Annotated in this window: 18 protein-coding genes and 1 pseudogene; 9 read left to right on the top strand and 10 right to left on the bottom strand. The window is 64.0% G+C overall.

Features of this window, described 5'->3' with window-relative positions:
- Nucleotides 1-10: 10 nt before the first annotated feature.
- From H4I97_RS22795 to H4I97_RS22785, 3 genes are all read left to right on the top strand, one after another.
- Nucleotides 11-2,125, top strand: a complete 2,115-nt coding sequence (locus H4I97_RS22795) for a bifunctional diguanylate cyclase/phosphodiesterase (protein ID WP_182307975.1) — start codon at nt 11-13, stop codon at nt 2,123-2,125.
- A gap of 129 nt (nt 2,126-2,254) precedes the next feature.
- The gene (locus H4I97_RS22790; RefSeq protein ID WP_182307974.1) at nt 2,255-2,515 is read left to right on the top strand and encodes a type II toxin-antitoxin system prevent-host-death family antitoxin; all 261 of its coding nucleotides are present in this window, start codon (nt 2,255-2,257) and stop codon (nt 2,513-2,515) included.
- Nucleotides 2,508-2,930 (top strand): hypothetical protein, encoded by a 423-nt coding sequence (locus tag H4I97_RS22785; RefSeq protein WP_182307973.1) that lies wholly within the window; start codon nt 2,508-2,510, stop codon nt 2,928-2,930. Before H4I97_RS22790 ends, H4I97_RS22785 begins: the two co-directional genes overlap by 8 nt.
- A 53-nt stretch (nt 2,931-2,983) precedes the next feature.
- On the opposite strand, the gene hutC is transcribed toward H4I97_RS22785, so the two are convergent.
- Nucleotides 2,984-3,781, bottom strand: coding sequence for a histidine utilization transcriptional repressor HutC (gene hutC / locus H4I97_RS22780; protein WP_182307972.1), 798 nt, complete (start codon nt 3,779-3,781; stop codon nt 2,984-2,986).
- Between the two features lie 40 nt (nt 3,782-3,821).
- Entirely contained in the window at nt 3,822-5,168 is a 1,347-nt protein-coding gene (locus H4I97_RS22775) for a formimidoylglutamate deiminase (RefSeq protein ID WP_182307971.1), read from the bottom strand.
- A 110-nt stretch (nt 5,169-5,278) separates the two neighbouring features.
- On the opposite strand from H4I97_RS22775, the gene hutI reads away from it, so the two are divergent.
- The 4 genes from hutI to hutU all read left to right on the top strand — a co-directional run bounded on the left by hutI (nt 5,279) and on the right by hutU (nt 10,627).
- A complete protein-coding gene (gene hutI / locus H4I97_RS22770; RefSeq protein WP_182307970.1) occupies nt 5,279-6,493 on the top strand; it encodes an imidazolonepropionase in 1,215 nt (404 codons plus the stop codon).
- 112 nt (nt 6,494-6,605) lie between these two features.
- Nucleotides 6,606-8,141 (top strand): histidine ammonia-lyase, encoded by a 1,536-nt coding sequence (gene hutH, locus H4I97_RS22765; RefSeq protein ID WP_182307969.1) that lies wholly within the window; start codon nt 6,606-6,608, stop codon nt 8,139-8,141.
- 1 nt (nt 8,142) lies between these two features.
- Nucleotides 8,143-8,943, top strand: coding sequence for an N-formylglutamate deformylase (hutG, locus tag H4I97_RS22760; RefSeq protein ID WP_182307968.1), 801 nt, complete (start codon nt 8,143-8,145; stop codon nt 8,941-8,943).
- Between the two features lie 10 nt (nt 8,944-8,953).
- Nucleotides 8,954-10,627 carry a urocanate hydratase gene (hutU, locus tag H4I97_RS22755; RefSeq protein WP_182307967.1) on the top strand — a complete coding sequence of 558 codons (1,674 nt, stop codon included), beginning with the start codon at nt 8,954-8,956 and terminating at the stop codon, nt 10,625-10,627.
- A gap of 21 nt (nt 10,628-10,648) precedes the next feature.
- On the opposite strand, the gene pdxA is transcribed toward hutU, so the two are convergent.
- Both pdxA and H4I97_RS22745 read right to left on the bottom strand, forming a co-directional pair.
- Nucleotides 10,649-11,641: a 4-hydroxythreonine-4-phosphate dehydrogenase PdxA gene (pdxA, locus tag H4I97_RS22750; RefSeq protein ID WP_182307966.1), complete on the bottom strand. Its 993-nt coding sequence runs from the start codon at nt 11,639-11,641 to the stop codon at nt 10,649-10,651.
- 56 nt (nt 11,642-11,697) lie between these two features.
- The gene (locus H4I97_RS22745) at nt 11,698-12,831 is read right to left on the bottom strand and encodes an iron-containing alcohol dehydrogenase (protein WP_182307965.1); all 1,134 of its coding nucleotides are present in this window, start codon (nt 12,829-12,831) and stop codon (nt 11,698-11,700) included.
- Nucleotides 12,832-13,231: 400 nt separating this feature from the next.
- Between H4I97_RS22745 and H4I97_RS22740 the strand changes: the two genes are divergently transcribed.
- Both H4I97_RS22740 and H4I97_RS22735 read left to right on the top strand, forming a co-directional pair.
- Nucleotides 13,232-14,326, top strand: coding sequence for a four-carbon acid sugar kinase family protein (locus H4I97_RS22740; RefSeq protein ID WP_182307964.1), 1,095 nt, complete (start codon nt 13,232-13,234; stop codon nt 14,324-14,326).
- Nucleotides 14,319-15,107, top strand: coding sequence for a FadR/GntR family transcriptional regulator (locus tag H4I97_RS22735; RefSeq protein WP_182307963.1), 789 nt, complete (start codon nt 14,319-14,321; stop codon nt 15,105-15,107). Before H4I97_RS22740 ends, H4I97_RS22735 begins: the two co-directional genes overlap by 8 nt.
- A 9-nt stretch (nt 15,108-15,116) precedes the next feature.
- On the opposite strand, the gene H4I97_RS22730 is transcribed toward H4I97_RS22735, so the two are convergent.
- From H4I97_RS22730 to H4I97_RS22705, 6 genes and pseudogenes are all read right to left on the bottom strand, one after another.
- Nucleotides 15,117-16,757, bottom strand: coding sequence for a GNAT family N-acetyltransferase (locus tag H4I97_RS22730; RefSeq protein ID WP_182307962.1), 1,641 nt, complete (start codon nt 16,755-16,757; stop codon nt 15,117-15,119).
- A gap of 131 nt (nt 16,758-16,888) precedes the next feature.
- Nucleotides 16,889-17,365: pseudogene (locus H4I97_RS22725) on the bottom strand (hypothetical protein); the annotation flags it as partial.
- Between the two features lie 22 nt (nt 17,366-17,387).
- Nucleotides 17,388-18,737, bottom strand: coding sequence for an HlyD family type I secretion periplasmic adaptor subunit (locus H4I97_RS22720; RefSeq protein WP_182307961.1), 1,350 nt, complete (start codon nt 18,735-18,737; stop codon nt 17,388-17,390).
- 3 nt (nt 18,738-18,740) lie between these two features.
- Nucleotides 18,741-21,050 carry a type I secretion system permease/ATPase gene (locus H4I97_RS22715; protein ID WP_182307960.1) on the bottom strand — a complete coding sequence of 770 codons (2,310 nt, stop codon included), beginning with the start codon at nt 21,048-21,050 and terminating at the stop codon, nt 18,741-18,743.
- Nucleotides 21,051-21,072: 22 nt separating this feature from the next.
- Complete coding sequence (locus H4I97_RS22710; protein WP_182307959.1) at nt 21,073-23,097, bottom strand: hypothetical protein; 2,025 nt, start codon at nt 23,095-23,097, stop codon at nt 21,073-21,075.
- 126 nt (nt 23,098-23,223) lie between these two features.
- Nucleotides 23,224-24,177: a fibrinogen-binding protein gene (locus H4I97_RS22705; RefSeq protein WP_182307958.1), complete on the bottom strand. Its 954-nt coding sequence runs from the start codon at nt 24,175-24,177 to the stop codon at nt 23,224-23,226.
- Nucleotides 24,178-24,713 lie beyond the last annotated feature (536 nt).

Below are 24,713 nucleotides of genomic sequence, written 5' to 3'. Positions count from 1 at the left end.
GACCTCCGACATGATTCCGGTGAAGACGAAGCGCGCGATAAGACAGAACCGTGGTGTGATCCTGGCAACGACCTTTGTGCTTGCCATCGCCTTCACGGTGGCGTTCCTGTCGGGCAACGTCGTCACGGCGATGCGTGACGCGGCAAACAGCATCGATGCCAACCGGTCCGTGAACGCCATGCAGGCGGCAGTCTCATCGATCAAGAAGAAGCTGGGCGCAACCGTCAGGGACAACGCCGTCTGGGACGACGCCTATGCGGCGGTATCCTCGCAGGACGCGGATGCCTGGATCTACGACAACTGGGGTTCGACGAGCGAGGACTACCCGCTCTATGACGGCGCGATCGTCCTCGACGCGAAAGGCGCTCAGGTCAAGGCCTACCTGAAAGGCGAGGAGTTCGACGCGATCTCGGCGTTCGGCCCCGACTTCGTCCGGCGGGCAATCGCGGCGTCCGGTAATCGCAGCCCCGACCCCCTCGTGAATTTCTATCCGTTTTCCGGCCATGTGATGATGCTCGCCACCATGGCCGTCCAGCCCTTTGGGGATCAGCCGGAAAACGAAGCCTACAAGTCTCTCACCTTCTTCAAGGAACTGACCCCGGACTACGTCACGACGATCTCCGAAGACTTCCAGATCGAAGGACTGGTGCTCAGCGATGTGCCGCAACCGGGGCAGCTCACCCGGGCCCTCCACGGAACGCAGGGACAGCCCGTCGGATACCTGAACTGGCCCGAACTGCGCCCCGGCACCGCCGTCTACGACCAAGTGAAGCCGCGATTGGCCATGCTGGTTGGCCTGTTCATCCTCTTTCTGGTGGTGGTCGTCGTCTTCTCTGCTTTAGAGCTTCGTAAGGAGCGTGCCGTCGCCGCGAAGGCCGCTCATGACGCAAGCCACGATTACCTCACGGGTCTTCTGAACAGGGTCGGCCTCGTCCGGGCGATCGGCGAGGCGCCGGAACGTACATCCGTGATCCACCTCGTCGACCTCGATGGCTTCAAGGCGGTCAACGACACCTGGGGACACGCGGTCGGCGACGAGCTCATCCGCCTTGTCGCAAGGAAACTGGCGACCATTCATCCCGACGTTCTCGCTGCCGCGCGCCTCGGCGGCGACGAGTTCGCCGTGATCCAGCACGGCGCCTCGGGCGCTGCCGAATTCGGCGCCCGCATCGTCCGCGCGCTCGCCGAACCTTTCGACATCGACGGACGCACCGTAGAGGTCGGGGCAAGTGTCGGCTTTGCGGTCAAGGCCGCGCACCTGCCCGAACTCGAGATTATTCGTCGGGCCGACATGGCGCTCTACCGCGCCAAGGAGGATGGCCGTGGACAGGTCGTCGCCTTCGACGAGCAACTGGACAGGGAGCGGGAGGATCGGGCCTTCGCCGAGAGGCGCCTGAAGACTGCGATCGAGGACGACGAGATTCAGATCGTCTTCCAGCCGCTCGTTGCGGCATCGGGCGGAGAAATCACCGGAGTCGAGGCGCTTGCGCGTTGGGCGCCGCCGACCGGCACGGTCAGCCCGGAAGTGTTCATTCCGCTCGCGGAGAAGTCCGGCCTCATCGAGGCATTGACCCGAAAGATGCTGCTCGGCTCGATCCGCGCCGTTTCCTCCTGGCAGTCTCTCGAGCTTTCCGTCAACGTCTCTCCGATCCAGCTCTGCAATCCGAATTTCGCAGGCGAAGTGAAGACGATGCTTGTCGAAGAAGACTTCGACGCCAACCGACTCATTCTCGAAGTCACCGAAGGTGTCCTGATCTCCAAGCCCGATCGCGCCCGGCGCTCGATCGACGCGCTGCGCGCCGTCGGCGTTCGCTTTGCCATGGATGACTTCGGGACGGGACACGCAAGCGTCGGCACGCTCCGGCAATTCGGATTCGACAAGGTGAAGATCGACCGCTCCCTGATGAGCTCGGACAACAACGAGGTGCTGAAGGCGACCATCCACCTCGCCTCCTCACTCGACATTCCGGTGACGGCAGAGGGGATCGAGACCGAAGAACAGGCACAGACCGCCCGGGAAGCGGGCTGCCAGCTGCTCCAGGGGCATCTCTGCGGAAAGCCGATGACCGTCGAGCAACTGCGGGACAGGTTGATACCCGATGGGCGGCCGCTGCGAATTGCGTGACACGGACCACCGTCCTCCGACGTTCAAGGTCGCCGAACGGCCCAGCCGAATGTAATTCGTTGGCGCGGGGCCAGCTTGTGCAATCCGACCTTTTCTGTATTATTCAGGAAATACAGAAAAGGTCGCGCCATGCACACCGTCACCACCGCAGAATTCGTTCGCCACTTCGGCCACTATCATGACGAAGCCCGGAAGACTCCCATCACGCTGACGAAGCACGGCCGTCCGTCGGTGGTCGTTGTTCCCGTCGAACTATTTGAAATGCTGAAGGGCCATGCGGATCCCCGTCGTGTCTACAAGGCGGGAGAAATGCCTGAGCAACTCGCGGCAATGTTCCTGCAGCAGTTAGAAAGCGATTCCGCCGACTATCAGGCCTCCGCGGATGAGTGAGCGATTTCGACGTGGCGACATCGTCTCCTACCCTTATCTCTGGCGTTGGCAGATCGAGGAAAATCCAGGTCGCGAACATGGTGAAAAGGATCGCCCCGTCTGCCTGATCCTGACTGTCACGGACCATCAGGGACTCACCCATATCCTGCTGCTGCCGATTTCCTCGAAGCCACCGTTCGACGGGCAGGCAGCTATCGAGATACCGGGACTGGAGCTACGCCGGGCGAAGTTAACAGGCTACGAGCGCGGCTGGATCACTGTCAGCGAGTGCAATTATGACGTCCTGCAACGGTCATACTACCTGGATCCCGCCCAGAAACCGATCGGTCGCTTCAGCGACGCATTTCTTGAAAAGATCCGCCAAGCTTTCGCACCGTTCCTGGCGGCGGGAAAGGCACGAGTCAATCGGACCTGATCGACACGGCGACTTTTCACCGACATCCGCGACCCTTCACATCGTCCGCTACCTCACGACCGTTCCGTCTGGTTCGACGCCGGTGTGAAACGGGCGACGAGCGCGTGGCTCTCGCCGGGATAGGTGAAGCGCACCCATGTCACCGGCCCCTGTCCGCTCCATGTGCGTCGCTCGATCACGAGACAGGCCGCGCCCTTCGCGATCCGCAGCATGCGAGCCGTTTCGGCCTCGGCAGAAACGGCGCTGATCCTATGTTCGGCGGTGGTCCACGGCACCTGCCGCAGCAGCCAGCGTCCGGGCGGCATTCCGGCAAAATCCGAGCCTACCGCTTCGGGCACAACGGCGAGGTTGATGAGGCGTTCCTCGATGCAGAAGGGGCGCTCGCCGGCAAAGTGAATGCAGAGAACCTGCACCACCGCAGGACCATCCCCGATCTCGAGCAGCCGACGGTCGTCGGCCGTCGCGACACGTTCCTCCTTGCGAACCAAGGTGAAACCATAGGCGAGGCCGAGCGATTTCACCTCAGCCTCGATGTCGTGGATTTCCAGCACCGCCGACTGCGCCTGCGGCTGACGGACGAAGCTGCCGGCTTTCCTGTGCCGCTCGACGAGCCCCGCCTTGGCGAGCTCAGTCATCACCTTGTTGACCGTCATGCGCGAGCAATCATACTCGGTCGCGAGGTCAACCTCGAAGGGGATATGATGTCCCGGCGGCCATTCGCCGCTCAGGATCCGGCTCTCGATGTCGCGCAGGATGCGCTGGTGCAAGGTCGCTTCCTTGCCTGAACCGGTTTTCGTCGTCACTGGTCGCCTGTCCCCGTTGGCATGATCGCCCTGCTTTAACGCAGCCATCGGCCGGACTGAACCGGAATCTTGGCCGGGCGGCGCCGTTTCAAGCCGAGACGAGCTCCGCCATGACGTGCCGGAACCGCGTAGCGATCTCCTCGCGGCGGAGATGCCGTCCGCCGTCGACGACTTTCCGTCCGCCCGCCCAGACCGAACCGACGCCGATACCGGTCGCGAAGATGAAGTGATCGAGGATCTGCTCGGCGCCGACATACCGGGCGGCGGAACGGTCGAGCGTCATCATGTCCGCCGGCGCACCGGCTACAAGCCCCGACCGCACACCGAGCGCCTGCGCACCGCCTGCAACCGCGCCGTCGAAGAGGCGCCGCCCGGTCGAACCGCCGGGAATAGCGACGATATTGCGCGCCCGACTTGCGAGACGTTGCGCATATTCGAGCTGCCGCAACTCGTCACGGATGCCGATCAGCACGTTGGAGTCCGAGCCGACGCCGAATGCACCGGCGTTTGCCAGATAAGTCTCCGCCTCGAAGAAGCCGTCGCCGAGATTGGCCTCGGTGATCGGGCAGAGGCCTGCGACAGCGCCGGAGCGGGCGAGCCCCCGCGCCTCTTCCGCCGTCATGTGGGTGGCGTGGATCAGGCACCAGCGCCCGTCGACGCCGGCATTCTCCAGCAGCCATTCGACGGGGCGCCGGCCGAGCGCGGCGATGCAATCCTTCACCTCCCTCACCTGCTCCGCCGCATGGATATGGATTGGCCCTTCGGGAGCGAGGGTCGTCAGGGCGGCAAGCTCGTCGGGCGTGACGGCGCGCAGGCTGTGGGGGGCAAGCCCGGTGACGGCGCCCGGCAGGCGGCTCGCCGCACGCCTTGCACCGTCGAGGATACGCCCGAACGACTCGAGGTCGCAGATGAAGCGCCGCTGACCGTCGGTCGGGGCACGCCCGCCGAAATTCGAGTGGGCATAGAAGACGGGTAACAGAGTAAGCCCGATCCCGGTCTCCTCCGCCGCAGCGACGATACGGGTGGCCATCTCGGCGATATCGGCATAGGGCCGGCCGTCCCTGTCGTGGTGGAGATAGTGGAACTCACCGACGCGGCAAAACCCCGCCTCCAGCATCTCGACATAGAGCTGGGCCGCGATCGCCTGCATCTGGTCGGGGTTCATCGAGAGGGCGAACCTGTACATCACCGTCCGCCAGCTCCAGAAATTGTCTTCGGCCGGCCCGCGCGTCTCGGCAAGCCCCGCCATGCCGCGCTGGAAGGCATGGCTGTGAAGATTGGCCATCGCCGGAAGAAGGATGTCGTGACGTTCGTCATTCGGAGCGGCCTCGACACCGGTTTCCACGGTTTCGATGTCGCGCCCGTTCAGGCCGATCCGGACATCCTTCGCCCAACCGCCCGGCAGGAGCGCCAGCTTCGCATGTATCGAGGCCATCGGGCCATCCTCCCTCGCTTGATCGATTTTCGTCTTGCATCGCTTTCGATTAAGTATATACATATTCCAGAAACGGGCGTTGCGCAACACCGTTGAGGAGGAGGAACGACATGGCGACTGCTGTTCGCGTCTGGACCAATGCACGGCTTGCGACGCTCGATCCGAGACGTCCCGGGCTCGGCATCGTCGAAGACGCCGCTCTCGTCGTCCGCGACGGACGCATCGCCTATGCGGGACCGGCGGCCGACCTGCCCTCCGTGCTCATTACCTCCTCCGACGTTGTCGATTGCAAAGGTCGCTGGATCACGCCCGGCCTCGTCGACTGCCACACCCATCTCGTCCATGCCGGCAACCGCGCAAACGAGTTCCAGATGCGGCTTGCCGGGGCGAGCTACGACGAGATCGCGCGGGCGGGCGGCGGCATCGTCTCGTCGGTCGGCAAGGTCCGCGCGGCAAGCGAGGACGACCTCGTCCGCGAGAGCCTGTCGCGCCTCGATGCGCTGCTCGCAGAAGGCGTCACCACGATCGAGATAAAGTCGGGCTACGGCCTGACCGTCGAAGACGAGTTGAAGATGCTGCGGGCGGCACGCAGGCTCGCCACGATGCGGCGGGTGTCGATCACCACGACCTATCTCGGAGCACACGCGACGCCGGCCGAGTACAAGGGCCGCAACCGCGACTTCATCGGTGACGTGGTCATCCCCGGCATGAAGGCCGCGCAGGCCGAGGGCCTCGTGGACGCCGTCGATGGCTTCTGCGAAGGGATCGCCTTTTCCCCGGAAGATATCCGGCTGGTCTTCGACGCGGCCCGGGAGCTCGGCCTGCCGGTCAAGCTTCACGCCGACCAGCTCTCGAATCTTTCCGGTACGGCGCTCGCAGCGTCTTACGGCGCGCTGTCAGCCGATCACCTCGAATATGCCGACGAGGCGGGCGCCATCGCCATGGCGAAGGCCGGCACCGTCGCGGTTCTCCTTCCCGGCGCCTTCTACTTCCTGCGCGAGACGCGAAAGCCGCCGGTCGATCTCTTCCGCAAGCACGGCGTGCGGATTGCACTCGCGACCGACAACAATCCGGGCACCTCGCCGCTCACCTCGCTGCTCCTCACCATGAACATGGGGGCGACCCTCTTCGGGCTGACGGTCACGGAATGCCTCGCCGGTGTGACGCGCGAGGCGGCGCGCGCGCTCGGCAGGATCGGCGAGACCGGAACGCTCGAGGTCGGGAAATCCGCCGACTTCTGCCTCTGGGACGTCGAAGAGCCGGCGGAGCTCGTCTACCGGATCGGCTTCAATCCCCTGCACCGGCGCGTCTGGAGGGGCGAATGACGCGCGGCCGGCATTCAACGCGCGATCGACGCCTGGCCTCACCTGCCGCGGAGACCAGCGCAAACCCAGCAGGACAGCACCATTCACCAGATGCCAGCACTGGAAAGAACTCATGACCATTACCCTTCACCCCGGCAGCGTCACCCTTTCTGATCTCGCCGCCATCTACTGGAACGACAAATCCGCAGTGCTCGACCGCAGCTTCGATCCGGCCATCGAGAGAGCGGCGGCCCGGATTGCCGCGATCGCGGCCGGCAACGAGCCCGTCTACGGCGTCAACACCGGTTTCGGCAAACTCGCCTCGATCAAGATCGACGCGGCCGATACGGCGACCCTCCAGCGCAACCTCATCCTCTCCCACTGCTGCGGCGTTGGTGCGCCCTTGCCGGAAAATATCACACGGCTGATCATGGCGCTGAAGCTGATTTCGCTCGGCCGCGGCGCGTCCGGTGTCCGGCTCACCCTGATCCGCCTCATCGAGGCAATGCTGGAACGGGGCGTGACGCCGGTCATCCCAGAAAAGGGTTCGGTCGGCGCCTCCGGCGATCTTGCGCCGCTCGCCCATCTCGCCGCCGTGATGATGGGCGAAGGCGAGGCGCTTTTCGAAGGTGCCCGGCTCCCGGGTCGCATCGCTCTCGAAAAGGCGGGGCTTGCCCCCGTTGTGCTCGCCGCCAAGGAGGGCCTTGCGCTCATCAACGGAACCCAGGCCTCGACGGCGCTGGCACTTGCCGGGCTCTTCCGCGCTCACCGCGCCGCCCAGTCGGCGCTGATCACCGGCGCGCTGTCGACCGATGCCGCGATGGGTTCGTCCGCCCCCTTCACCGCCGATATCCACACGCTACGCGGCCACAAGGGCCAGATCGACACCGCGGCGGCGCTCCGCAGGCTGCTTTCCGGATCGGTGATACGAGAGAGCCATCTCGACGGCGACGAGCGCGTGCAGGACCCCTATTGCATCCGTTGCCAGCCGCAGGTCGACGGCGCCTGCCTCGACCTCCTGCGCATGGCCGGCCGCACGCTGGAAATCGAGGCCAACGCGGTCACCGACAATCCGCTGGTGCTTTCCGACGACAGCGTCGTCTCCGGCGGCAATTTCCACGCCGAGCCGGTTGCCTTTGCCGCCGACCAGATCGCCATTGCCGTCTGCGAGATCGGCGCGATCTCGCAGCGCCGCATCGCCCTTCTCGTCGACCCCGCCCTCTCCTACGGCCTGCCCGCCTTCCTGGCGAAGAAACCCGGCCTCAATTCCGGGCTGATGATCGCCGAGGTGACGTCTGCCGCGCTGATGAGCGAGAACAAGCAGATGTCGCATCCGGCCTCAGTCGACTCGACGCCGACCTCGGCCAACCAGGAAGACCATGTCTCCATGGCCTGCCACGGCGCCCGCCGCCTCTTGCAGATGACGGAAAACCTCTTCGCGATCGTCGGCATCGAACTTCTCGCGGCGGCACAGGGCGTGGAATTCCGCGCACCGCTTGCGACCAGCCCGGAACTCCTGAGAGCCATCGCGACGCTGCGTTCCGTGGTCCCCGCGCTCGACGAGGACCGCTACATGGCACCGGACCTCGCGGCTGCCGCCGCGCTGGTGGCCGGCGGCACGCTCAACGCCTCCGTCTCCGCCGGCATCCTTCCGGGCCTGGAGGGGTGAGATGGCCGTCTTCGAGCTCACCCGCGGCACCTCGCCCGTAATCCTCGCATTTCCTCATACAGGCACCGACGTCCCGCCTGACATCCGGGCACGCCTGAACGACAACGGAAGGCTGCTCGTCGATACCGACTGGCATATCCATCAGCTCTACACCGGCCTGTTGCCCGATGCGACGACGGTCAGGGCGACCTTCCACCGCTATGTGATCGACGCCAACCGTGATCCGGAAGGCGTCAGCCTCTATCCCGCCCAGAACACCACCGGCCTCGTGCCCGAAACGGATTTCGACGGCGTGCCGATCTGGAAGAACGGCGAGGCCCCGACCGAGGATGATGTCGCTCGCCGACTCGCGACTTTCCACGCCCCCTACCATGCGGCGCTCGCCGCCGAGATCGAACGAGTAAAGGCGCTCCACGGCATCGCGGTCGTCTACGACTGCCATTCGATCCGCTCGCATATCCCCTTCCTCTTCGAGGGCAGCCTTCCGGATTTCAACATCGGCACCAACATGGGCCGCACCTGTGATCCGCGGATCCAGGAAGCCGCATCCGAGATCGCCGCCTCTGCCGCGGGCTACACCTCCGTCGTCAACGGCCGCTTCAAGGGCGGCTGGACGACCCGCCATTACGGTCGGCCCGAAACCGGCGTGCACGCGATCCAGATGGAACTCGCGCAGATCACTCACCTCGCGACTGAGGCACCGCCGTTTGCTTATGACGCCGGGAAGGCCGAGCGGCTGCGCGTCCATCTCGAGACCATTCTGGAACGCATCGAAGCAATCGCGCTCGACGTGAAACACTGAGGAGAACGTCATGACCAATCCGCGTCATAACATTCGCGAGGTCCGCGCGCCGCACGGGTCAAAACTCAACGCGAGGAGCTGGATGACCGAGGCGCCGCTCCGGATGCTGATGAACAACCTCGACCCGGAGGTGGCCGAGCGGCCGCACGAACTCGTCGTCTATGGGGGCATCGGTCGGGCGGCGCGCACCTGGGACGATTTCGACCGCATCGTCGCCGCGCTGAAGACGCTCGAAGAAGACGAGACACTGCTCGTCCAATCGGGCAAACCGGTCGGCGTGTTCCGCACCCACAAGGATGCGCCGCGCGTGCTGATCGCCAATTCGAACCTCGTGCCGCACTGGGCGACCTGGGACCACTTCAACGAGCTCGACCGCAAGGGGCTCGCCATGTATGGCCAGATGACGGCGGGCTCGTGGATCTATATCGGCACGCAGGGCATCGTGCAGGGCACCTACGAGACCTTCGCCGAGGCCGGCCGCCAGCATTACGGCGGCAATCTCAAGGGCAAGTGGATCCTGACCGGCGGCCTCGGCGGCATGGGCGGGGCACAGCCGCTCGCGGCCGTCATGGCCGGCGCCTGCTGCCTCGCGGTCGAATGCGACGAGACGCGCGTCGATTTCCGCCTGCGCACCCGGTATCTCGACGCCAAGGCCTATACCCTCGACGAGGCGCTCGCGATGATCGAGGAATGGACCCATGCCGGCGAGGCGAAGTCGGTCGGGCTGATCGGCAATGCCGCGGAGATTTTCGCCGAACTCGTGCGGAGGGGCGTCAAGCCGGACATCGTCACCGACCAGACCTCCGCCCATGACCCGCTGCACGGCTACCTGCCGATCGGCTGGACGGTCGCCGAATGGCGCACCAAGCAGGAGAGCGACCCGAAGGCCGTCGAGCGGGCCGCGCGCGCCTCGATGAAGGTGCATGTCGAGGCCATGGTCGACTTCTGGAACATGGGCGTGCCGACGCTCGACTATGGCAACAACATCCGCCAGGTGGCGCAGGAGGAAGGGCTGGAAAACGCCTTCGCCTTCCCCGGCTTCGTGCCGGCCTATATCCGCCCGCTCTTCTGCCGCGGCATCGGCCCATTCCGCTGGGCCGCCCTTTCCGGCGATCCGGAGGACATCTACAGAACCGACGCCAAGGTCAAGGAACTGCTGCCGGACAATGCCCATCTCCACAACTGGCTGGACATGGCGCGTGAGCGCATCACGTTTCAGGGCCTGCCGGCGCGTATCTGCTGGGTCGGGCTCGGCGACCGCCACAAGCTCGGCCTCGCCTTCAACGAGATGGTGAGAACCGGGGAACTCAAGGCACCGATCGTGATCGGCCGCGACCACCTCGATTCCGGTTCCGTCGCCTCGCCGAACCGGGAGACCGAAGCGATGAAGGACGGCTCCGACGCGGTCTCCGACTGGCCGTTGCTCAATGCCCTTCTCAACACCGCCTCGGGCGCGACCTGGGTCTCGCTGCATCACGGCGGCGGCGTCGGCATGGGCTTTTCCCAACATTCTGGCATGGTGATCTGCTGCGACGGCACCGAGGACGCCGCCCGCCGCATAGGCCGCGTGCTCTGGAACGATCCGGCGACCGGCGTCATGCGCCACGCCGATGCAGGTTACGAAATCGCGCTTGACTGCGCCCGGGAAAAGGGCCTGCGCCTGCCGGCGATCCTCGGCAACTGACCGAGAGGCGCCGCAGGACGGTCAGGCGGACGCCTTCTCCCGCGGCGCCCGCGCCATCTTGCGGGCATAGGCGATTGCCGAAAGCATGTTGGCGTGATTGGCCTTGCCGCTCCCGGCGATGTCGAAGGCAGTGCCGTGGTCGACCGACACACGGTCGATCGGCAGGCCGAGCGACACGTTGACGGCTGTTTCGAAGGCGACGAGCTTGATCGGGATATGGCCCTGGTCGTGATACTGCGCGACAACGAGGTCGAAGGCGCCGTGATAGGCACGGACGAACACCGTGTCGGCGGGGATCGGGCCGATGACGTCGATGCCCTTCGACCGGGCGATTTCCACCGCCGGTGCCAGGAACTCCGCGTCCTCGGTGCCGAAGAGGCCGTTTTCGCCGCAGTGCGGATTGAGGCCGGCAACCGCGATCCGCGCCGTCATGCCGAGCCGAAGGAAATGGCGGTGCCCGGCCTCGATCGTCGCCAGCACGCGCTCGGTCTTTGCTCGTTCGATGGCGCCCCTCAACGAAACATGGGTAGAGACGTGGATGGTATTCAGCCGTTCGGAGGCGAGCAGCATGAAGGAGCTCTTCGAGCCGGTGAGATGCGCAAGCAATCCCGTATGGCCGTCATGATGGTGGCCGGCGAGGTTCATCGCCTCCTTGTTGATCGGGGCTGTGACAATGACGTCGGCCCTCCCGGACGTGGTGAGTTCAACCGCCCGGGTGATATAACGAACCGCCGCCTCACCCGCGACCGGGCTGACCTTTCCGATTTCGGGAAGCGGCGCATCGATCGCGACCTCCTCGACAGCCACGGCGCCCGTAGGCACCTCTCCGAAAGGTGCAAAGCGCAGACCTGCGCCGGTAGTACGGTCGGCCCGCACAAGAGCCTCCGTGCTGCCGACCACCACGAAATCGCCCCGCTCCCCGGCCGGAAGGCTCGCGAGCGCCTTGACGATCACCTCCGGGCCGACGCCCGCGGGATCACCGAGCGTGATCGCGACCTTTGCTGAACTTTCCATCGATATCGCTCCTTGCGGGGCATCCTTGGCCGTCCGGCCGGATTGCCCCGTCTCGTTCAATAGGCGGTCTGGTAGATCGCGCGGATGTCGTTGCGGCTCAAGTCGCGCGGATTGTTGTCCAGCAGCCGGCGGATCGCAAACGCGTCCTCCGCCATGGCATCGAGATCGCTTTCCGGGACGCCGAGGCCCGACAGCTTCATCTCAATGTCGAGTCCAGTGCAGAAGGCATGGGCCGCTTCAAAAACCGTGCCGACGTCGCCTCGCCCCTCGTGGCCCAGCGCGGCCATGACGGCCGCAGTCTTCTCCGGCACGGCCGGAGTGTTGAAGGCGAGCACATGCGGGAAGATTAGCGCGTTCGCCGCGCCGTGCGGCACGTGCCAGCGTGTGCCGAGGGGGTAGGCGAGCGCATGGCCTCCGGCGGTATTGACTGGTCCGAGGCAGAAGCCGCCGTAGAGCGAGGCGAGAGAAAGGCCGGCACGGGCTTCGGCATCCGAACCGTCGCGCACCGCCCGCGCCAGATAGCGTCCGACCAGTCTCGTGCCCTCCAGCGCGTAGAGGTCGATTATCGGGTGCGCCTTCCGGTTCGTAAAGGCCTCGACGCAGTGGGCCATGGCATCGACCCCAGTTGCCGCCGTGGTGCGCGCCGGCACCGTGAAGGTGAGCGCCGGATCGACGATCGCGATATCCGCCAGCATGTGCAGGCTCTCGACCGCAAGCTTCGCCCTGGTATCCGGATCGGTGACCAGCGCGCGGATGCCTGCCTCGCTGCCGGTCCCGGCCGTCGTCGGCACCTGGGCGAGTGCAACCTTGCGCGGCCCCGTCACCCGGTTCGCGCCGACCACGTCCGCGAGCTCCTGCGACGAACCGCAAAGCACCGCAGCGAGCTTCGCCAGATCCATGGCGCTGCCGCCACCGAAGCCGACCACGAGATCAGCATTCGCCTCGCGCGCCGCTGCGAGCACCTGGTCGAGATTATGAGTGTCGGGCTCCGGCTTCACATTGGCGAAGACCGAGACCGATCCCGGCAGTTCGAGAACGTCGACGCGGGAGGCATTGAATGCGTCGGAAATCACCAGTATGCGACGATAGCCCTTGCCCGCCGCCCAATTGCCCAGCCGGCCGGCCGTCGCGACGCCGAATTCGATGATTTCCGGCCGGATGATGGCGATTGGCGATTGAAGACTGGCCATCGAAGAACTCCCCCTCAGGTTCCCGCGCGACATGTAAAGTTGTTATCGCATGGATATCCGTCGCGCAAGCGGTTGGCGCCAGAAGGTCCGCTTACCTGTCAATTGAGCAAATTGCCGTAAAGCCGGTGCATTGGATCGGACCGCAGCGGATTTGCTGCTGAGGCCGTGTTTGTCGCACTCGTACGGAGGCGCTGCGGTGCGAAAAATGAGCCCATCCTCAGTCGGTAGTAGCGACCGACCGCGGCGCACGGTCCCCCCGGACGGTTTTCGACACGCTATCCTCCCTATCCTTGTCCGCAGTCGTCACCGCCTGCAAGCCAGCATCGATCTCCTCGTTGACATGTTTACAATAACATCGCAGTCTTCCTCGTCCCTGTAACGCTGAAACGTGTCTAGCTTCATGACGCTGAAAGTTGCGATCCTCGCCGACGATCTCACCGGCGCGCTCGACACAGCAACGCCCTTCGTTGAGTGCGGCCTGTCGGTCGGCGTCGTGCTGGACAGCCGGCGTCTCCACACTCCGCACCATGGATGCGACGTGCTGGTGCTCAATACCGCCTCACGGGCGCTTCCGGCGACCGACGCCGCAAAACGGGTCCGCGCCGCGGCGCTGGAGATCGCCCCACTCGAACCCCGCATCGTCATGAAGAAGATCGACTCGCGGCTGAAGGGAAACGTCGCGGCCGAATGTGCGGCGCTCGCCGCCGTCTTCGGTCGGACACGCATGGTGATTGCTCCGGCGATCCCTGACCAGCAGCGTTTTACGAAGAATGGCTTGATCGTCGGCCGTGGCGTCGACACCCCGCTCTCGATCCGGGCCGTGTTCGGAGCGAAGGCGCTGCCCTCGACGATCGCCGACGCGGAGAGCGATACTGATCTCGACAACATCGTCCGCGCCCCTGACTGGCAGACCACGCTCGCCGTCGGTGCCCGTGGACTCGGCGCCGCGCTGGCGCGTTTCCTCGGAGACGCCCGGGAGGGGGGAGCGACTCCGTTTGTTCCGGCCGAGCGCACACTCTTCGCCTTCGGTTCGCGCGATCCGATCACCACCGAACAGATCGCCCGCCTCGAAGCGAGCCGATGGCTGCGGCATGTAAGAGACGCGCCGATGGGCCAGGTGCCGGACGATCCGGCGTCGGTCGCGCTGCCGGCGCTCTTCCGCTGCACGGGTGCGATCGAGGAGGATGGCGCGACGGTCGCCCGTCGCTTTGCCGCCGGCATAAAATCCGTGATAGACCGGACGGGGCCGGACATGCTGATGCTCGGCGGCGGCGACACGGCACTTGCGGTTCTCGAGCGCCTCGGCATAGAGCTTGTCCGTCCCATGGGCGAGATCGAGCCGGGGATCCCGTGGTTCGAGGTGACGGATGCAGATCATCGTTCGTTCCGTTGCGCGGTGAAATCGGGCGGGTTCGGCGGCCCGGACAGTCTTTTGGCGCTCGTGACGGAGAAATCGCGGACGCCGAATATGAACCAGGAGACAAGCATTGGGTGAACCGGAAAGCTCGGTCCTGAACGTGGAGACGAGTCCGACGAAGCCGGAACGCGGCAAGGCGGTCAGGCTCGTCGACCGGGTGGTCGATCAGTTGCTGGAGCGCATCCGCGCCGGCAACCATCCGCCGGATTCGCGCCTTCCGGGCGAGCACGAACTCGCCTCGATGCTCGGCGTCTCGCGGCCCGTCGTCCGCGACGCCCTGGCACGGCTCCGAGAGCAGGGCATCGTCTACGCCCGTCAGGGCGCGGGGACCTTCGTCAGCGCACAGGGCTCGCCCTCCGCCCAGCTCTCCTATTCGCCGGTCAAGACGATCGCCGACATCCAGCGTTGCTACGAGTTCCGCCTGACCATCGAGCCTGCCGCCGCCTATTTTGCGGCAAAACGCCGCGACGAGGCGGCCCTCCAGAAGATCGCGGCGGCGCTTGCGGAACTTCGCGAGGCGACGAGCCACCAGCTCCATCGCACCGATGCCGACTTCGTTTTCCACCGGGCGGTCACCGAAGCGGCCAACAACCATTATTACACGGCCTCGATGGATGCCCTGAAGGCGCATATCGCCGTCGGTATGCATCTGCACGGGCTCTCGCTGCTCGGGCCGAAGCTCGGGCTGGAACAGGTCTACGAGGAACACAACACGATCTATCGGGCGATCGGGGAGGGCCGGGCGGAGGACGCCCGCGAGGCGATGCGCAAGCACCTCGAAGGGTCGCGCGACCGCCTCTTCGAAGGCCGAATGCTCGACCTTTCCATGGAAACCAGCCCGTCGGATTCGCCCGCCTGAGCCACGTTTTCAAACGGGAAGCGGAGCCGGCGACAGCGAGAACACCTCGGGCGGGGGAAAGACCGGTTTTGCCGGCTCGAACGCCCGCGGCGCCGTCGGCGTCAATGCGGGTGCGATCCGCAGGAGGAGCGCACGGGCCTTTTCGGCATAGCGCCGATCGCTGTCTTCCGCCGATGGCAGCGCGACGAGGGCTTCAAGAACCGCCGCTGCGTCATTGAAGCGTTTCTCGGCGACGAGCGCGACGCCCCATTTATACCGCGCCTCGCGATGGCCCGGCGCCTTCCGGCAGATGTCGCGGAAGGTCTCGGCCGCGTCGCCGTTGCGCCCTGTTGCGAGCAGCACGTCACCGAGGCGCACGAGTACGGGCGCCGGATCGGCAAGCCGTGGCGCAAGCGCGCGGTAGGACGCCTCCGCCGCTGCGAGGTCACCCTTCTCGAACATCAAGTTGGCGAGCCCGAACTCCGCTCCGCGATGGGCCGGTGCCGATTGCAGGATCTGCCGGAAGCCGATCTCCGCATCGGCCTTCTTTCCCTTATGATAGTCATCGATCGACATTTCGTAGACGTGGCGGATGCTGCGTGGATTGAGCACGCCGCCGAGATTGCGGCCGTCGCGGGTTCGAAAAAGGGTGCAACTGATCGGTCGTTCCTCGACGCCGAACATGTACTTGTAGGGCTCGTTGCCACGCAGGAAATCGTAGGACCGGAAGCCGTCGTCGATCGCCCGACGGATGCAGGTGCCATGGAGAACGAGGCCCGGCGAGGGCAGCTTCCACTCCTCGTCCCGTCCGGTGATGTAGAAGAGAATGGCCTTCTTCTGCCGATCGATGATGTTTGCGAGTGCGCCGAGTGGCCGGTTCTCGTACCAGAGGACCGGCACGTCGAGATTGCCGTCGGCAAAGCAGTCCATCAGCATTTCGCGCGAGGCCCTGACCAGCCGCTCCGTCATCTCCGCACCCTTCTGCGGCTGCCAGCGGATGCGCCAGAAATCGAAGAGGATGTCGAGGTCGCGGTCGATCGTCTCCGGGGTCGCAAAGGCTATGCGATAGGCCGGGTCACCTTCCACCTTGCGCAAGAAGCGCCGCAGCTTCTGCCGTGTCTGGGCGCTCATATGCTGTTCGAGGTAGGACTCCCATGTCTCGGGGAGGGCGATGACCGGGCAGACGCAGTTGTCGATGTTGTTCGGGTTCGAACGCTTGCTGTCGCGGAACATCACCTCGGGTCCCTGCAGTGCCTTGATGAGCGCTATCCTCCTCGATGGAGGACCGCCGAAATAGTCGAACTTGATCTCGGTCCAGTTCTGGCGCTTCAGGTAGGCCGCAAAGCCCGCGACCGCCCGGTCTTCGTAGGCCGGATCGGCAATGAAGCCGGTATAGTCGGCGGCATAATTGCCCGCCATGATGATCTCGTCATAGAAGAACCCGTCCTTGTCCCGGCGCGTCTGCAGGCGAAGCGGAAAGAAGGCGACATAGCGGGCGTCCACATTTTCCCGGAGCGCCAGAATGAACCAGCGGCGGCGGTGTCCGAGATACCGGCTGAGCCAGGTCCAGGAGAGGAAATGCTGGGCATGGGGATCCGCTTCGAAGACCTCTTCCCATTGCGGACGAACGGCCTCGAAGGCCTCAGGCGTATCTATGACCTCGATCAGCATGGCACTTCATCCTTCCCGTGACGCGTTACGAAAGCCGGAGGAACAAAGGTTCGACCAAACGGGAGGCGAAGCGTGGCCGAAGCGGCGACGAGTGTCGGGGCGGAGGGCACGAGGCATCTACAGCTCCCCCGCAGGCGCGGGCTTGCGTGAATGAAGGCCCAGAGCGCCTTGCTGATCTCGGCGATCTCCGCGATCGACTGCTCCAGCTGACCCAGCTCCCGCGCATCCATCTGCTCGACTTTGCCGTAGCGGATCTCGCTGTCGGTTTCGACGAGGCGCATCAGCTGGGTGCTGGAGATGTCGCCGCGCTCATCGAAGGAATAGATGCTGTGATTGTATTTGTTGCGGACCTTCGCCTCCTTCTTCAGCCGTGCCATCAGCGCGAGGATCACCTCGCGTTCGGCGGGTGGCGTGGCTGCGCGCTTGGCGAGCCGCTCCACCAGATCGATGCGGGCACGGGTAGTGTTGAGGGTCAGGAACACAACGACGGCCGTCTCCTTGTCGGCCGCCAGCATATGGGCGATGATGTAGATCAGCAGGCTCTCGGTATTCGTCCAGACGTAGTTGAGCCGCCCTACTCTCAACAGGACATCAGTCATACTGCCCATGGTGCCCTCCCCGTCATCGGCGTCAACGCTCCTTGAATGCCCGTGACATACTGTCGGTGATCGGCTTCGTGATGTATTCGAAGAAGGTCCTCTCCGAGGTCTGGATCAGCACGTCGGCCGGCATGCCCGGAACGGGATGAAAATCGTGCACACGCGCGATCTCATCCTCGGGAAGCGCGACGCGCACGATATAGACGTCGCGTGGCGCTGCGATCGAACCTTCCTCGATCGAGTCCGCGGAGACGTAGAAGACGTTGCCGGTCAGCACCGGCGTCGTGCGGCGGTTGAGGGCCGAGAGGCGGATTGCAGCGGCCTGGCCTTCACGCACCTGGTCGATCGAGGTGCGCAGCACCTGCGCCTCGATGATCAGCGGAACTCCGGCCGGCAGGATCTCCATGATGGGCTTTCCGGTGGTGATGACGCCGCCGGCGGTATGGTAATAGGAGCGGACGACCGTGCCCGTGACCGGCGAGCGGATAACGGTACGGTCGAGAACGCCCGCCACCTCGCGCATCTGCTCGCGAACGCTGTCGAGATCGGATTCGGCAGTCTCCAGCGCATCGAGCGCGGCCTGCTTGTTTGAATTGACGGCGATGATTGCTTCCTGGCGGAAGCGCGCGATCTGGGCTTCGCTTTCGTTCATTTCCCCCTGGAGACGCGAGATGTCTCCCATCGCGTCGGCAATCGCCCGCTCGATGGCCAGCAGATCCATCTTGCGCATGTAACCGACTTTGACGAGGCGGGCCTTGGAATCGCGTTCCTCTTCAAGCAGTGCGAGCTGCCGCTCGAAGGCCTGTTTCTGCCCCTCGTAGCCGGTGAAGCGGAACTCGAGCGACTTGATGTTCTTCTCGATGAGATTGAGCTGCTCTTCGAGCTTCACCTGCTTGCTGTGGAAAATGACGTTCTGGCTCTGGATGATCGTGTTGATATCCGGGTCACTCGCCTCGTCCATAACGATCTTCGGGATCTTGAGCTGCCCGACGCCTTCTGCCTCGGCCCTAAGGCGTGCAACCACGGCCTCCAGCCGCAGGCGTTTCAGCTTCACCATGCGTTCGTCGGCAAGCGCCGCAGTCGGATTGAGCGTCAGCAACACATCGCCTTCCTTGACAGTGTCGCCTTCGTTGACCCGCATCTCCTTGATGATGCCGCCTTCCAGATGCTGAATGATCTTGTTGTTGCCCGTCGCGACGAAGCTTCCCTGCGCGATGATCGCGGAGGCAAGCGGCGCCGTTGCCGCCCAGAGACCGAAGCCGCCGAAAGTGCTGAGCAGCACGCCGAGGCCGACGACGGTGTGTAGACGGATGGAGCGTGGCACCTCGCTGTACCACTCCACCGGACCCGAACCGTCCTTGATCTTCAGATCGCGTGCCATCACTCACCTGCCCTCGATCGTCTTCTGCCCGGCATTGCCGCCGTTGTTCCTCGACAGCGCCTTCAGCACCTCGACGCGCTCGCCGAACATGGCGACCGAGCCATCCTTGAGAACCAGTATCTTGTCGACCGCCTGGAGGAGCGACGGGCGCTGCGTGATCGTGACGGTGGTGATCCCCTGCTTCTTTGCATGCAGCAAAGCCTTGGCGAGTGCCGCTTCACCCTGAGTGTCGAGGTTCGAATTCGGTTCGTCGAGCACCACGAATTTCGGGTTGCCGAAGAAGGCGCGGGCGAGCGCGATGCGTTGCTTCTGCCCACCGGAAAGCGGCGCCCCGTCCGCGGCGACCACGGTCTCGTACCCCTGCGGGAAGGTTGCGATGAGTTCGTGCACGTCGGCGAGCACCGCCGCCTCGTAGATCTGCCGGTCGTCGACGTCGTCGCGCATGCGGCTGATGTTCGCCTTGATCGTGCCGGGGAAGAGCTGCACGTCCTGCGGCAGGTAGCCGATGCTTTCGCCGAACTGCCGCTGATCCCAGTTGCGCAGGTCCATCAGATCGAGCCGCACATTGCCCGAGGTGGGCAGGATCGACCCGACGAGCATCTTGCCGAGCGTCGTCTTGCCGGAACCGGAATTGCCGATAACGGCGAGTGCCTCACCCTTCTTGAGCGAGAAGGAGATGCCGTTCAGGATCACCTTCTTCTGCGGTGGCGGTACGAAGAGTACGCGCTCGACGTCGAGGCGGCCTTCCGGATTGGGCAGGCGCAGCCGCGGGAAATTGAGCGGCGAGCTCACGAGCAACTGCTTGATGCGGCCATAGGCGGCGGCCGATTTGTTGAACTGGTTCCAGCCTTCGATCGCCCCTTCGATCGGCGCGAGCGCGCGTCCGGAGACGATGGAGGCCGCAATTACCATGCCGCCGGTCAGTTCGCCGGAAAGCGACAGATGCGCACCCCAACCGAGGAGGCCGATCTGCGTCATCATCCGGCAGGCCTTGGAAAGCCCGGCAAAGACGATGTTCCGGTCCTGAGCGGCGACGTGTGACTTCAGGGAACCTGCGGTTTCCTGTCCCCACATCCTCACCGCTTCGGGGATCATCGCCAGCGCATTGATGATTTGCGAATTGCGCGACATCGAGTCGAGATGGAAATTGGCACGGCCGAGATAGCCGTTCGCCTCCGCGAAATGGCGGGCGGTGAATTTCTGGTTAAGGTAGGCGATCACGAAGAGCACGGCGCAGCAGCCCATGATGATCATGCCGAGATGTGGGTGGACGAGATAGACGACCACGACGAAGAGCGGCATCAACGGTGCGTCCAGAAACGCGATCAGCGTGCCGGAGGTCAGAAAGGACCGCAGTTGCTGGAGATCCTGGAGCGTCTGGTAGTCCTTGCCGGAACCGTGCAGCGAGGCGCGTGCGGCGGCGCTCAGGATCGGGGAACCGAGTTGTACTTCGAGTTCGACGGCCGTCCGCATCAGGATGAAGCGGCGAATGGTATCGAGAAAGGCCTGCAGGAGAACCGCCCCGATGACCGCGATTGTGAGCATGATGAGCGTGTCCATCGACCGGCTGGTGAGCACGCGGTCGGAAATCTGGAACAGATAGAGCGGAATCGCGAGCAGGAGCACGTTGATTGCGACCGTGAAGACCATCACGATCGCCATGTTGCGGCGGATGACGGCGATGGCGCGCGCCAGGCTCGCGGCGAAATTGATCGGGCCGCTACGCTTGTGGAAGCCCTTGTGGCCATCACCACCCCCACCGCCTCCGCCTCCTCCGGAAGCGGGAACCTTGCCGTCGCCGCCGTGACCGGGGGTCGGGCGACGTTCTTCACTGCGGATCGGGCCGCTGTCGCCTTCGATCGTCCTGCCGAAGTGGATGTCCGGCTCCTGGCCGACCTTGTCCTCCACGGTCTTCCCTTCGACCACGGCTGGGCCAGGATCGGGCATCCGGTCCCGAATAGCGTCGTCGCTACCCTGTTGGTCGGCCTCTTGCTCGCGTCCCGGCGGCGTCACTCCCGGCAGGCGAGCCATCGGGACACTCGCCGCCTGCGGGGCGGAAACCTCACTTTCAGGGTCGGCGGGGCGACCGGCGACGCCTGACGCCGGTCCACCCCGCCCTGAGGTGGCAGTCGCTTGCCGGGCCGGCACGGCCGCACCGTCTGCCAGCGTTCTCAGCGTTTCGACCGCCTCCTCGATCGCCGAAATACAGGCATCGGTGAGTGCGTTTTCCTCATGGGCAGCAGCGATGTCGCGCGGGATACCGGGAGCGACCAGCCGGCTCCCGACGAGGGTATTCTTCGAAATGTGGTTCATATGCTCCCCCTGCCCCTTTCGCTCACGCCACCGCCGTCTGCATCACGTCGACGGGACTTGCATGCGACCAGGAAAGATCGTGTCCCGCATTGATCACGCCATCGACCCCGCCGCCGTCTCCGCTGGCATCGTCGTCGAGGAAGGCGATCACCTCGTTCGCAAGCCCGTTCTGGACCGGCTGCGGCTTCGTATCGTCATCCTCGATGATCCCGCCCTGGATCAGGACGGCGTCGGAATAGAGATTGCCTCCGAGATAGGTCGTGTCGCCGAAGCTGTCGTAGTCGACGATCTCGGCGACGTTGACGACGGCATTGCCCCCGGTGTTGATGGTCACCGTCGCATCCCCGGCACCGTCGAGCACTTCTTTCGCGACGGCATCGACGTGGTCTGCATCTCCGACCACGTTGACCTGCTTGATGAAAGTCACGTCGAAGAGATTGCCGGTGATGTAGAGGACGTTGAGACCTTCATAGCCTTCGAAGTTCTCGTCATGCGCGAGGCCTTTCGGCATGTCGGGGTCCCGGTCCTCGATCGCCTCGATCGTCTTCGGAATATAGTCCGGCATGGTCTCGAAGCGGTCGTTGGCGCCGACATTGTGGATGGTCGCCTCGTTCCACAGCAGATTGTCACCGGTCTGGACATCCGCGCCGCCGCTGCCGCTGCCGACCACCCAGTCGTTGTCGTAGAGAACGGAGAGCTGGCTGATGATGTTCATGTCGAGGACATCGCCGCCGACGATCACCAGGTCGTATTGCATGCCGAGGCCGAGAAGCCCGGCGAAATTGATCGCGGAGTTTCCACCCGTCAGGATGGTCGTTTCGCAGCCCGTCGTCGTCACCACCATCTGGTCGTTGTCGGTGACGAAATTGTATTGCTCGATCCACTGGACGAAACAGACATCGCCCTCGACGACGCTTACGCGCCACTGGGTCGGAAAGACCGGATCGCCGGCGCTCGTGTCGTCTGACGCATCCGTGGAAGGATCACCGAGACTTGACCGCCCGAAGGTCGCGATGTTGAAGGCGAGCGTGCCGGCATCCTCTGCCGCGCTGTTGCCGAGCAGCCCTTCTGGGCCGCTGTCCCGGTCGCTGTAGACATAGGCCTGCGTGATCATGTCGACCTGATGATAGTCGCCCATGACAGCGCTCACCGGCGCGATGATCCCGGTCGTCGTGACCCCGGCGATGTTGGCGACCATGTTGGCGCCGGCGCCGACCTCGAGGTTGTCTTCGGGGCCGCCGTTCTGGGTTGCGCTGTCGCCTTCAGAAACCGGCTCTTCCGGCGGTGCGGCGATACCGCGGTCCGGCAGGAAATCGTCGAGAACGGGGAGCTCTTCGACGATCGCACCGTTGACGACGGTGCCATCGATCTCATCCCCTGCGGCCACGAAGTCGACCGCATTGCCGGTGCCGAGCGAGGTGGTCCCGCTTTCGACGAGATCATCCTTCAGCGTGTGCGCATCGTCGGCGATCGCCTGCAGACCGTCGTAGCTGTCTGTCCGTTCATAGCCGGAGAACGGGGTATAGGGTTCCGCCTCGTTGGCGTAGGCCGTGACGCGCTCGACGACGAAGCGCATGTCGAGCGGAGGCGCACCTGTCCCAGTCATGTCGAAATAGTCGTCGTCCTGCAGGAGATTGACCTGGGCGACGTGCGAGATCGCCGAGCCCGGACCGATGAAGATCGGCAGGACCTGCGGCGCGTCCGGTGCGGGCACGTCCCAAGGCAGACGGTGCGACGGAAGGTCTCCGATATCCGCTCCGGGAAGACCCGAGATGGTGAATTGAAGGTCGGCGCCGAAGGGAACATGCCGCCCGCCACCGCCAAGATCCTCGTCGGATAGCCCATGGCGAACGCCGGGGTCGTAATCCTTCAGCGGAAGTTTCGACGCGAAGTCCGGGTCGAGCGCGGCAAGGTCGGGGGCATCGGCGCGCAAGCCCTGTGCAACCTGGCCTTCGGTGTAGCCCACGCGCATGCGCGCATCCTCGACGGCCGCGTCGAAGTAGCCGATGAAGTGCGCGATGATGTCGGAAATCCTCTCGGTATGCATTGCCGCCGCCCTCATCTTCCGTCCGAAGGAATACCGGCTCCACCGGGTCCTCTCGATTCGGCTTCTGACCGCCGAACTGCACCGGCCGCGGCCGGTGCAGCTTTTCTTGGTTGGGGGATTTGGTGATCAGGCGCCGGTATCTTCGCCGACGTCGCTGACATGCGAGTCGCCGCCGATGATGCTGCTGTCGATCGTGTTGCCGAGCAGGTTCGCACCCTGGACGAACTCGAAGTGGAAGCCCGAATTGGCGAGGATCGCCGAGGCGTCTGCCGTGCTGCTGCCGGAGACGTCGTCACCTGCCTTGAGATCCCAGCACTTGCCGTCGAGTTCCATGCCCTCCGCGCTGTCGGCATCACCGCCGTTCGCGGAGAGCTGGTTCATGGCACCGCCATTGTCCATCCGAACGTTCCAGGCGCTGTCCTGGTCGGCCAGGTGGTTCGCCTGTACCGCACTGAAGCCGGCGTCATTGCCCTGACCGTTCAGCGAGTCATTGAGGATGTTGTCGACGTCCAGCGTGAACGAGAAGTCGTCACCGAGGTTGAAGGTCAGGTCACCGCCGGCAATCCCGAGATTGCCGTTGTCCTTGACGTCGTCAAGGACAGCAAAGTCGGTGTCGGTGCTGTTGTAGCTGTCGGTCGCGGTTTCCGTGACGGTCTTGATGTCGGTATCGGTCACCGTCTTGATGTCAGTGTCGGTCTCGGTGTTGGAGTAGGACTTGCTGTCATAGCTCCAGTCGTAGTCCGTCTTGATGTCAGTGTCGGTCACCGTCTTCGTGTCGTTGTCCGAGATCATCTTGATGTCGGTGTCGGTCTCGGTGTTGGAGTAAGACTTGCTGTCATAGCTCCAGTCGTAGTCGTTGTCGCGATTGTCGCCGTTGTTGGCCGCGATATCGACCTTTGCATCGACGTCGACGTCAGTCGAGTTGTCGGTGTTGTTGCGGTTGTCGCCATTGGCGACACCGCCGACATAGCCGGTGGAGCCGTCATCGACTTCCGTGGAGTTGATGGCGCTGTTGGCAAAGCCGTCGGCCAGTGCACCAACATTGTTTTCGGTATCGGAACCCTTCGGGTCATAAGACATTTCGAACTCTCCCAAAAAAGGGGAGCAGTCGTGAAATCCCTCTCATCTCGACTGGGATCTTTTCTCGCCTGCTCCGCACCGTTGAATTCGACAGATGTACGCATCACGTGTTCATCTGCCCTGTCACAAGTCATGCAAGTCATACGAGAATAGAAACCTCGCATGAGGTAATATTCTCCGACCCCGGAAGCGAATAGCCGCACCCGAGTAGGTCATTTTTCTTTCACGAAGTTCGCATGCGACCTGCAAGAACGAGCGGATCGTCGTTCTCGGTCCCGCAGGGCCTCAATGCGAGGCAGAACTGAACATGAAAACTGGCGGAGTTCCTAGCCGCGAAATGGGATTAGTCACTCCGAGAGCAGGTGTACTGCCGTCTTGCAGTTCGCCAGTAAATCGAAAAACTCTCGTAAAAGCAGGAGGAATTGACACCATGCCCGGCTAGCGTGCAGTGCCGTCGAAACGCGACAAACAGCGCTAGAACAGAATAAAGTCAGTATAGCTCCACGTCACCATCACACGAAAGAGCGATTAAAGTT

The sequence above is a fragment of the Ciceribacter thiooxidans genome (assembly GCF_014126615.1).
Taxonomy (GTDB): domain Bacteria; phylum Pseudomonadota; class Alphaproteobacteria; order Rhizobiales; family Rhizobiaceae; genus Allorhizobium; species Allorhizobium thiooxidans.
Note: the sequence above shows the minus strand (reverse complement) of the source record. Positions and strands in the feature narration are given on the sequence as shown.

What these genes read in the sequence shown, in the direction of transcription:
- H4I97_RS22795 (WP_182307975.1), top strand. Translation starts at nt 11, where the DNA reads ATGATTCCGGTGAAGACGAAGCGCGCGATAAGACAGAACCGTGGTGTG.
- H4I97_RS22790 (WP_182307974.1), top strand. Translation starts at nt 2,255, where the DNA reads ATGCACACCGTCACCACCGCAGAATTCGTTCGCCACTTCGGCCACTAT.
- H4I97_RS22785 (WP_182307973.1), top strand. Translation starts at nt 2,508, where the DNA reads ATGAGTGAGCGATTTCGACGTGGCGACATCGTCTCCTACCCTTATCTC.
- hutC (WP_182307972.1), bottom strand. Translation starts at nt 3,781, where the DNA reads ATGGCTGCGTTAAAGCAGGGCGATCATGCCAACGGGGACAGGCGACCA.
- H4I97_RS22775 (WP_182307971.1), bottom strand. Translation starts at nt 5,168, where the DNA reads ATGGCCTCGATACATGCGAAGCTGGCGCTCCTGCCGGGCGGTTGGGCG.
- hutI (WP_182307970.1), top strand. Translation starts at nt 5,279, where the DNA reads ATGGCGACTGCTGTTCGCGTCTGGACCAATGCACGGCTTGCGACGCTC.
- hutH (WP_182307969.1), top strand. Translation starts at nt 6,606, where the DNA reads ATGACCATTACCCTTCACCCCGGCAGCGTCACCCTTTCTGATCTCGCC.
- hutG (WP_182307968.1), top strand. Translation starts at nt 8,143, where the DNA reads ATGGCCGTCTTCGAGCTCACCCGCGGCACCTCGCCCGTAATCCTCGCA.
- hutU (WP_182307967.1), top strand. Translation starts at nt 8,954, where the DNA reads ATGACCAATCCGCGTCATAACATTCGCGAGGTCCGCGCGCCGCACGGG.
- pdxA (WP_182307966.1), bottom strand. Translation starts at nt 11,641, where the DNA reads ATGGAAAGTTCAGCAAAGGTCGCGATCACGCTCGGTGATCCCGCGGGC.
- H4I97_RS22745 (WP_182307965.1), bottom strand. Translation starts at nt 12,831, where the DNA reads ATGGCCAGTCTTCAATCGCCAATCGCCATCATCCGGCCGGAAATCATC.
- H4I97_RS22740 (WP_182307964.1), top strand. Translation starts at nt 13,232, where the DNA reads ATGACGCTGAAAGTTGCGATCCTCGCCGACGATCTCACCGGCGCGCTC.
- H4I97_RS22730 (WP_182307962.1), bottom strand. Translation starts at nt 16,757, where the DNA reads ATGCTGATCGAGGTCATAGATACGCCTGAGGCCTTCGAGGCCGTTCGT.
- H4I97_RS22720 (WP_182307961.1), bottom strand. Translation starts at nt 18,737, where the DNA reads ATGGCACGCGATCTGAAGATCAAGGACGGTTCGGGTCCGGTGGAGTGG.
- H4I97_RS22715 (WP_182307960.1), bottom strand. Translation starts at nt 21,050, where the DNA reads ATGAACCACATTTCGAAGAATACCCTCGTCGGGAGCCGGCTGGTCGCT.
- H4I97_RS22710 (WP_182307959.1), bottom strand. Translation starts at nt 23,097, where the DNA reads ATGCATACCGAGAGGATTTCCGACATCATCGCGCACTTCATCGGCTAC.
- H4I97_RS22705 (WP_182307958.1), bottom strand. Translation starts at nt 24,177, where the DNA reads ATGTCTTATGACCCGAAGGGTTCCGATACCGAAAACAATGTTGGTGCA.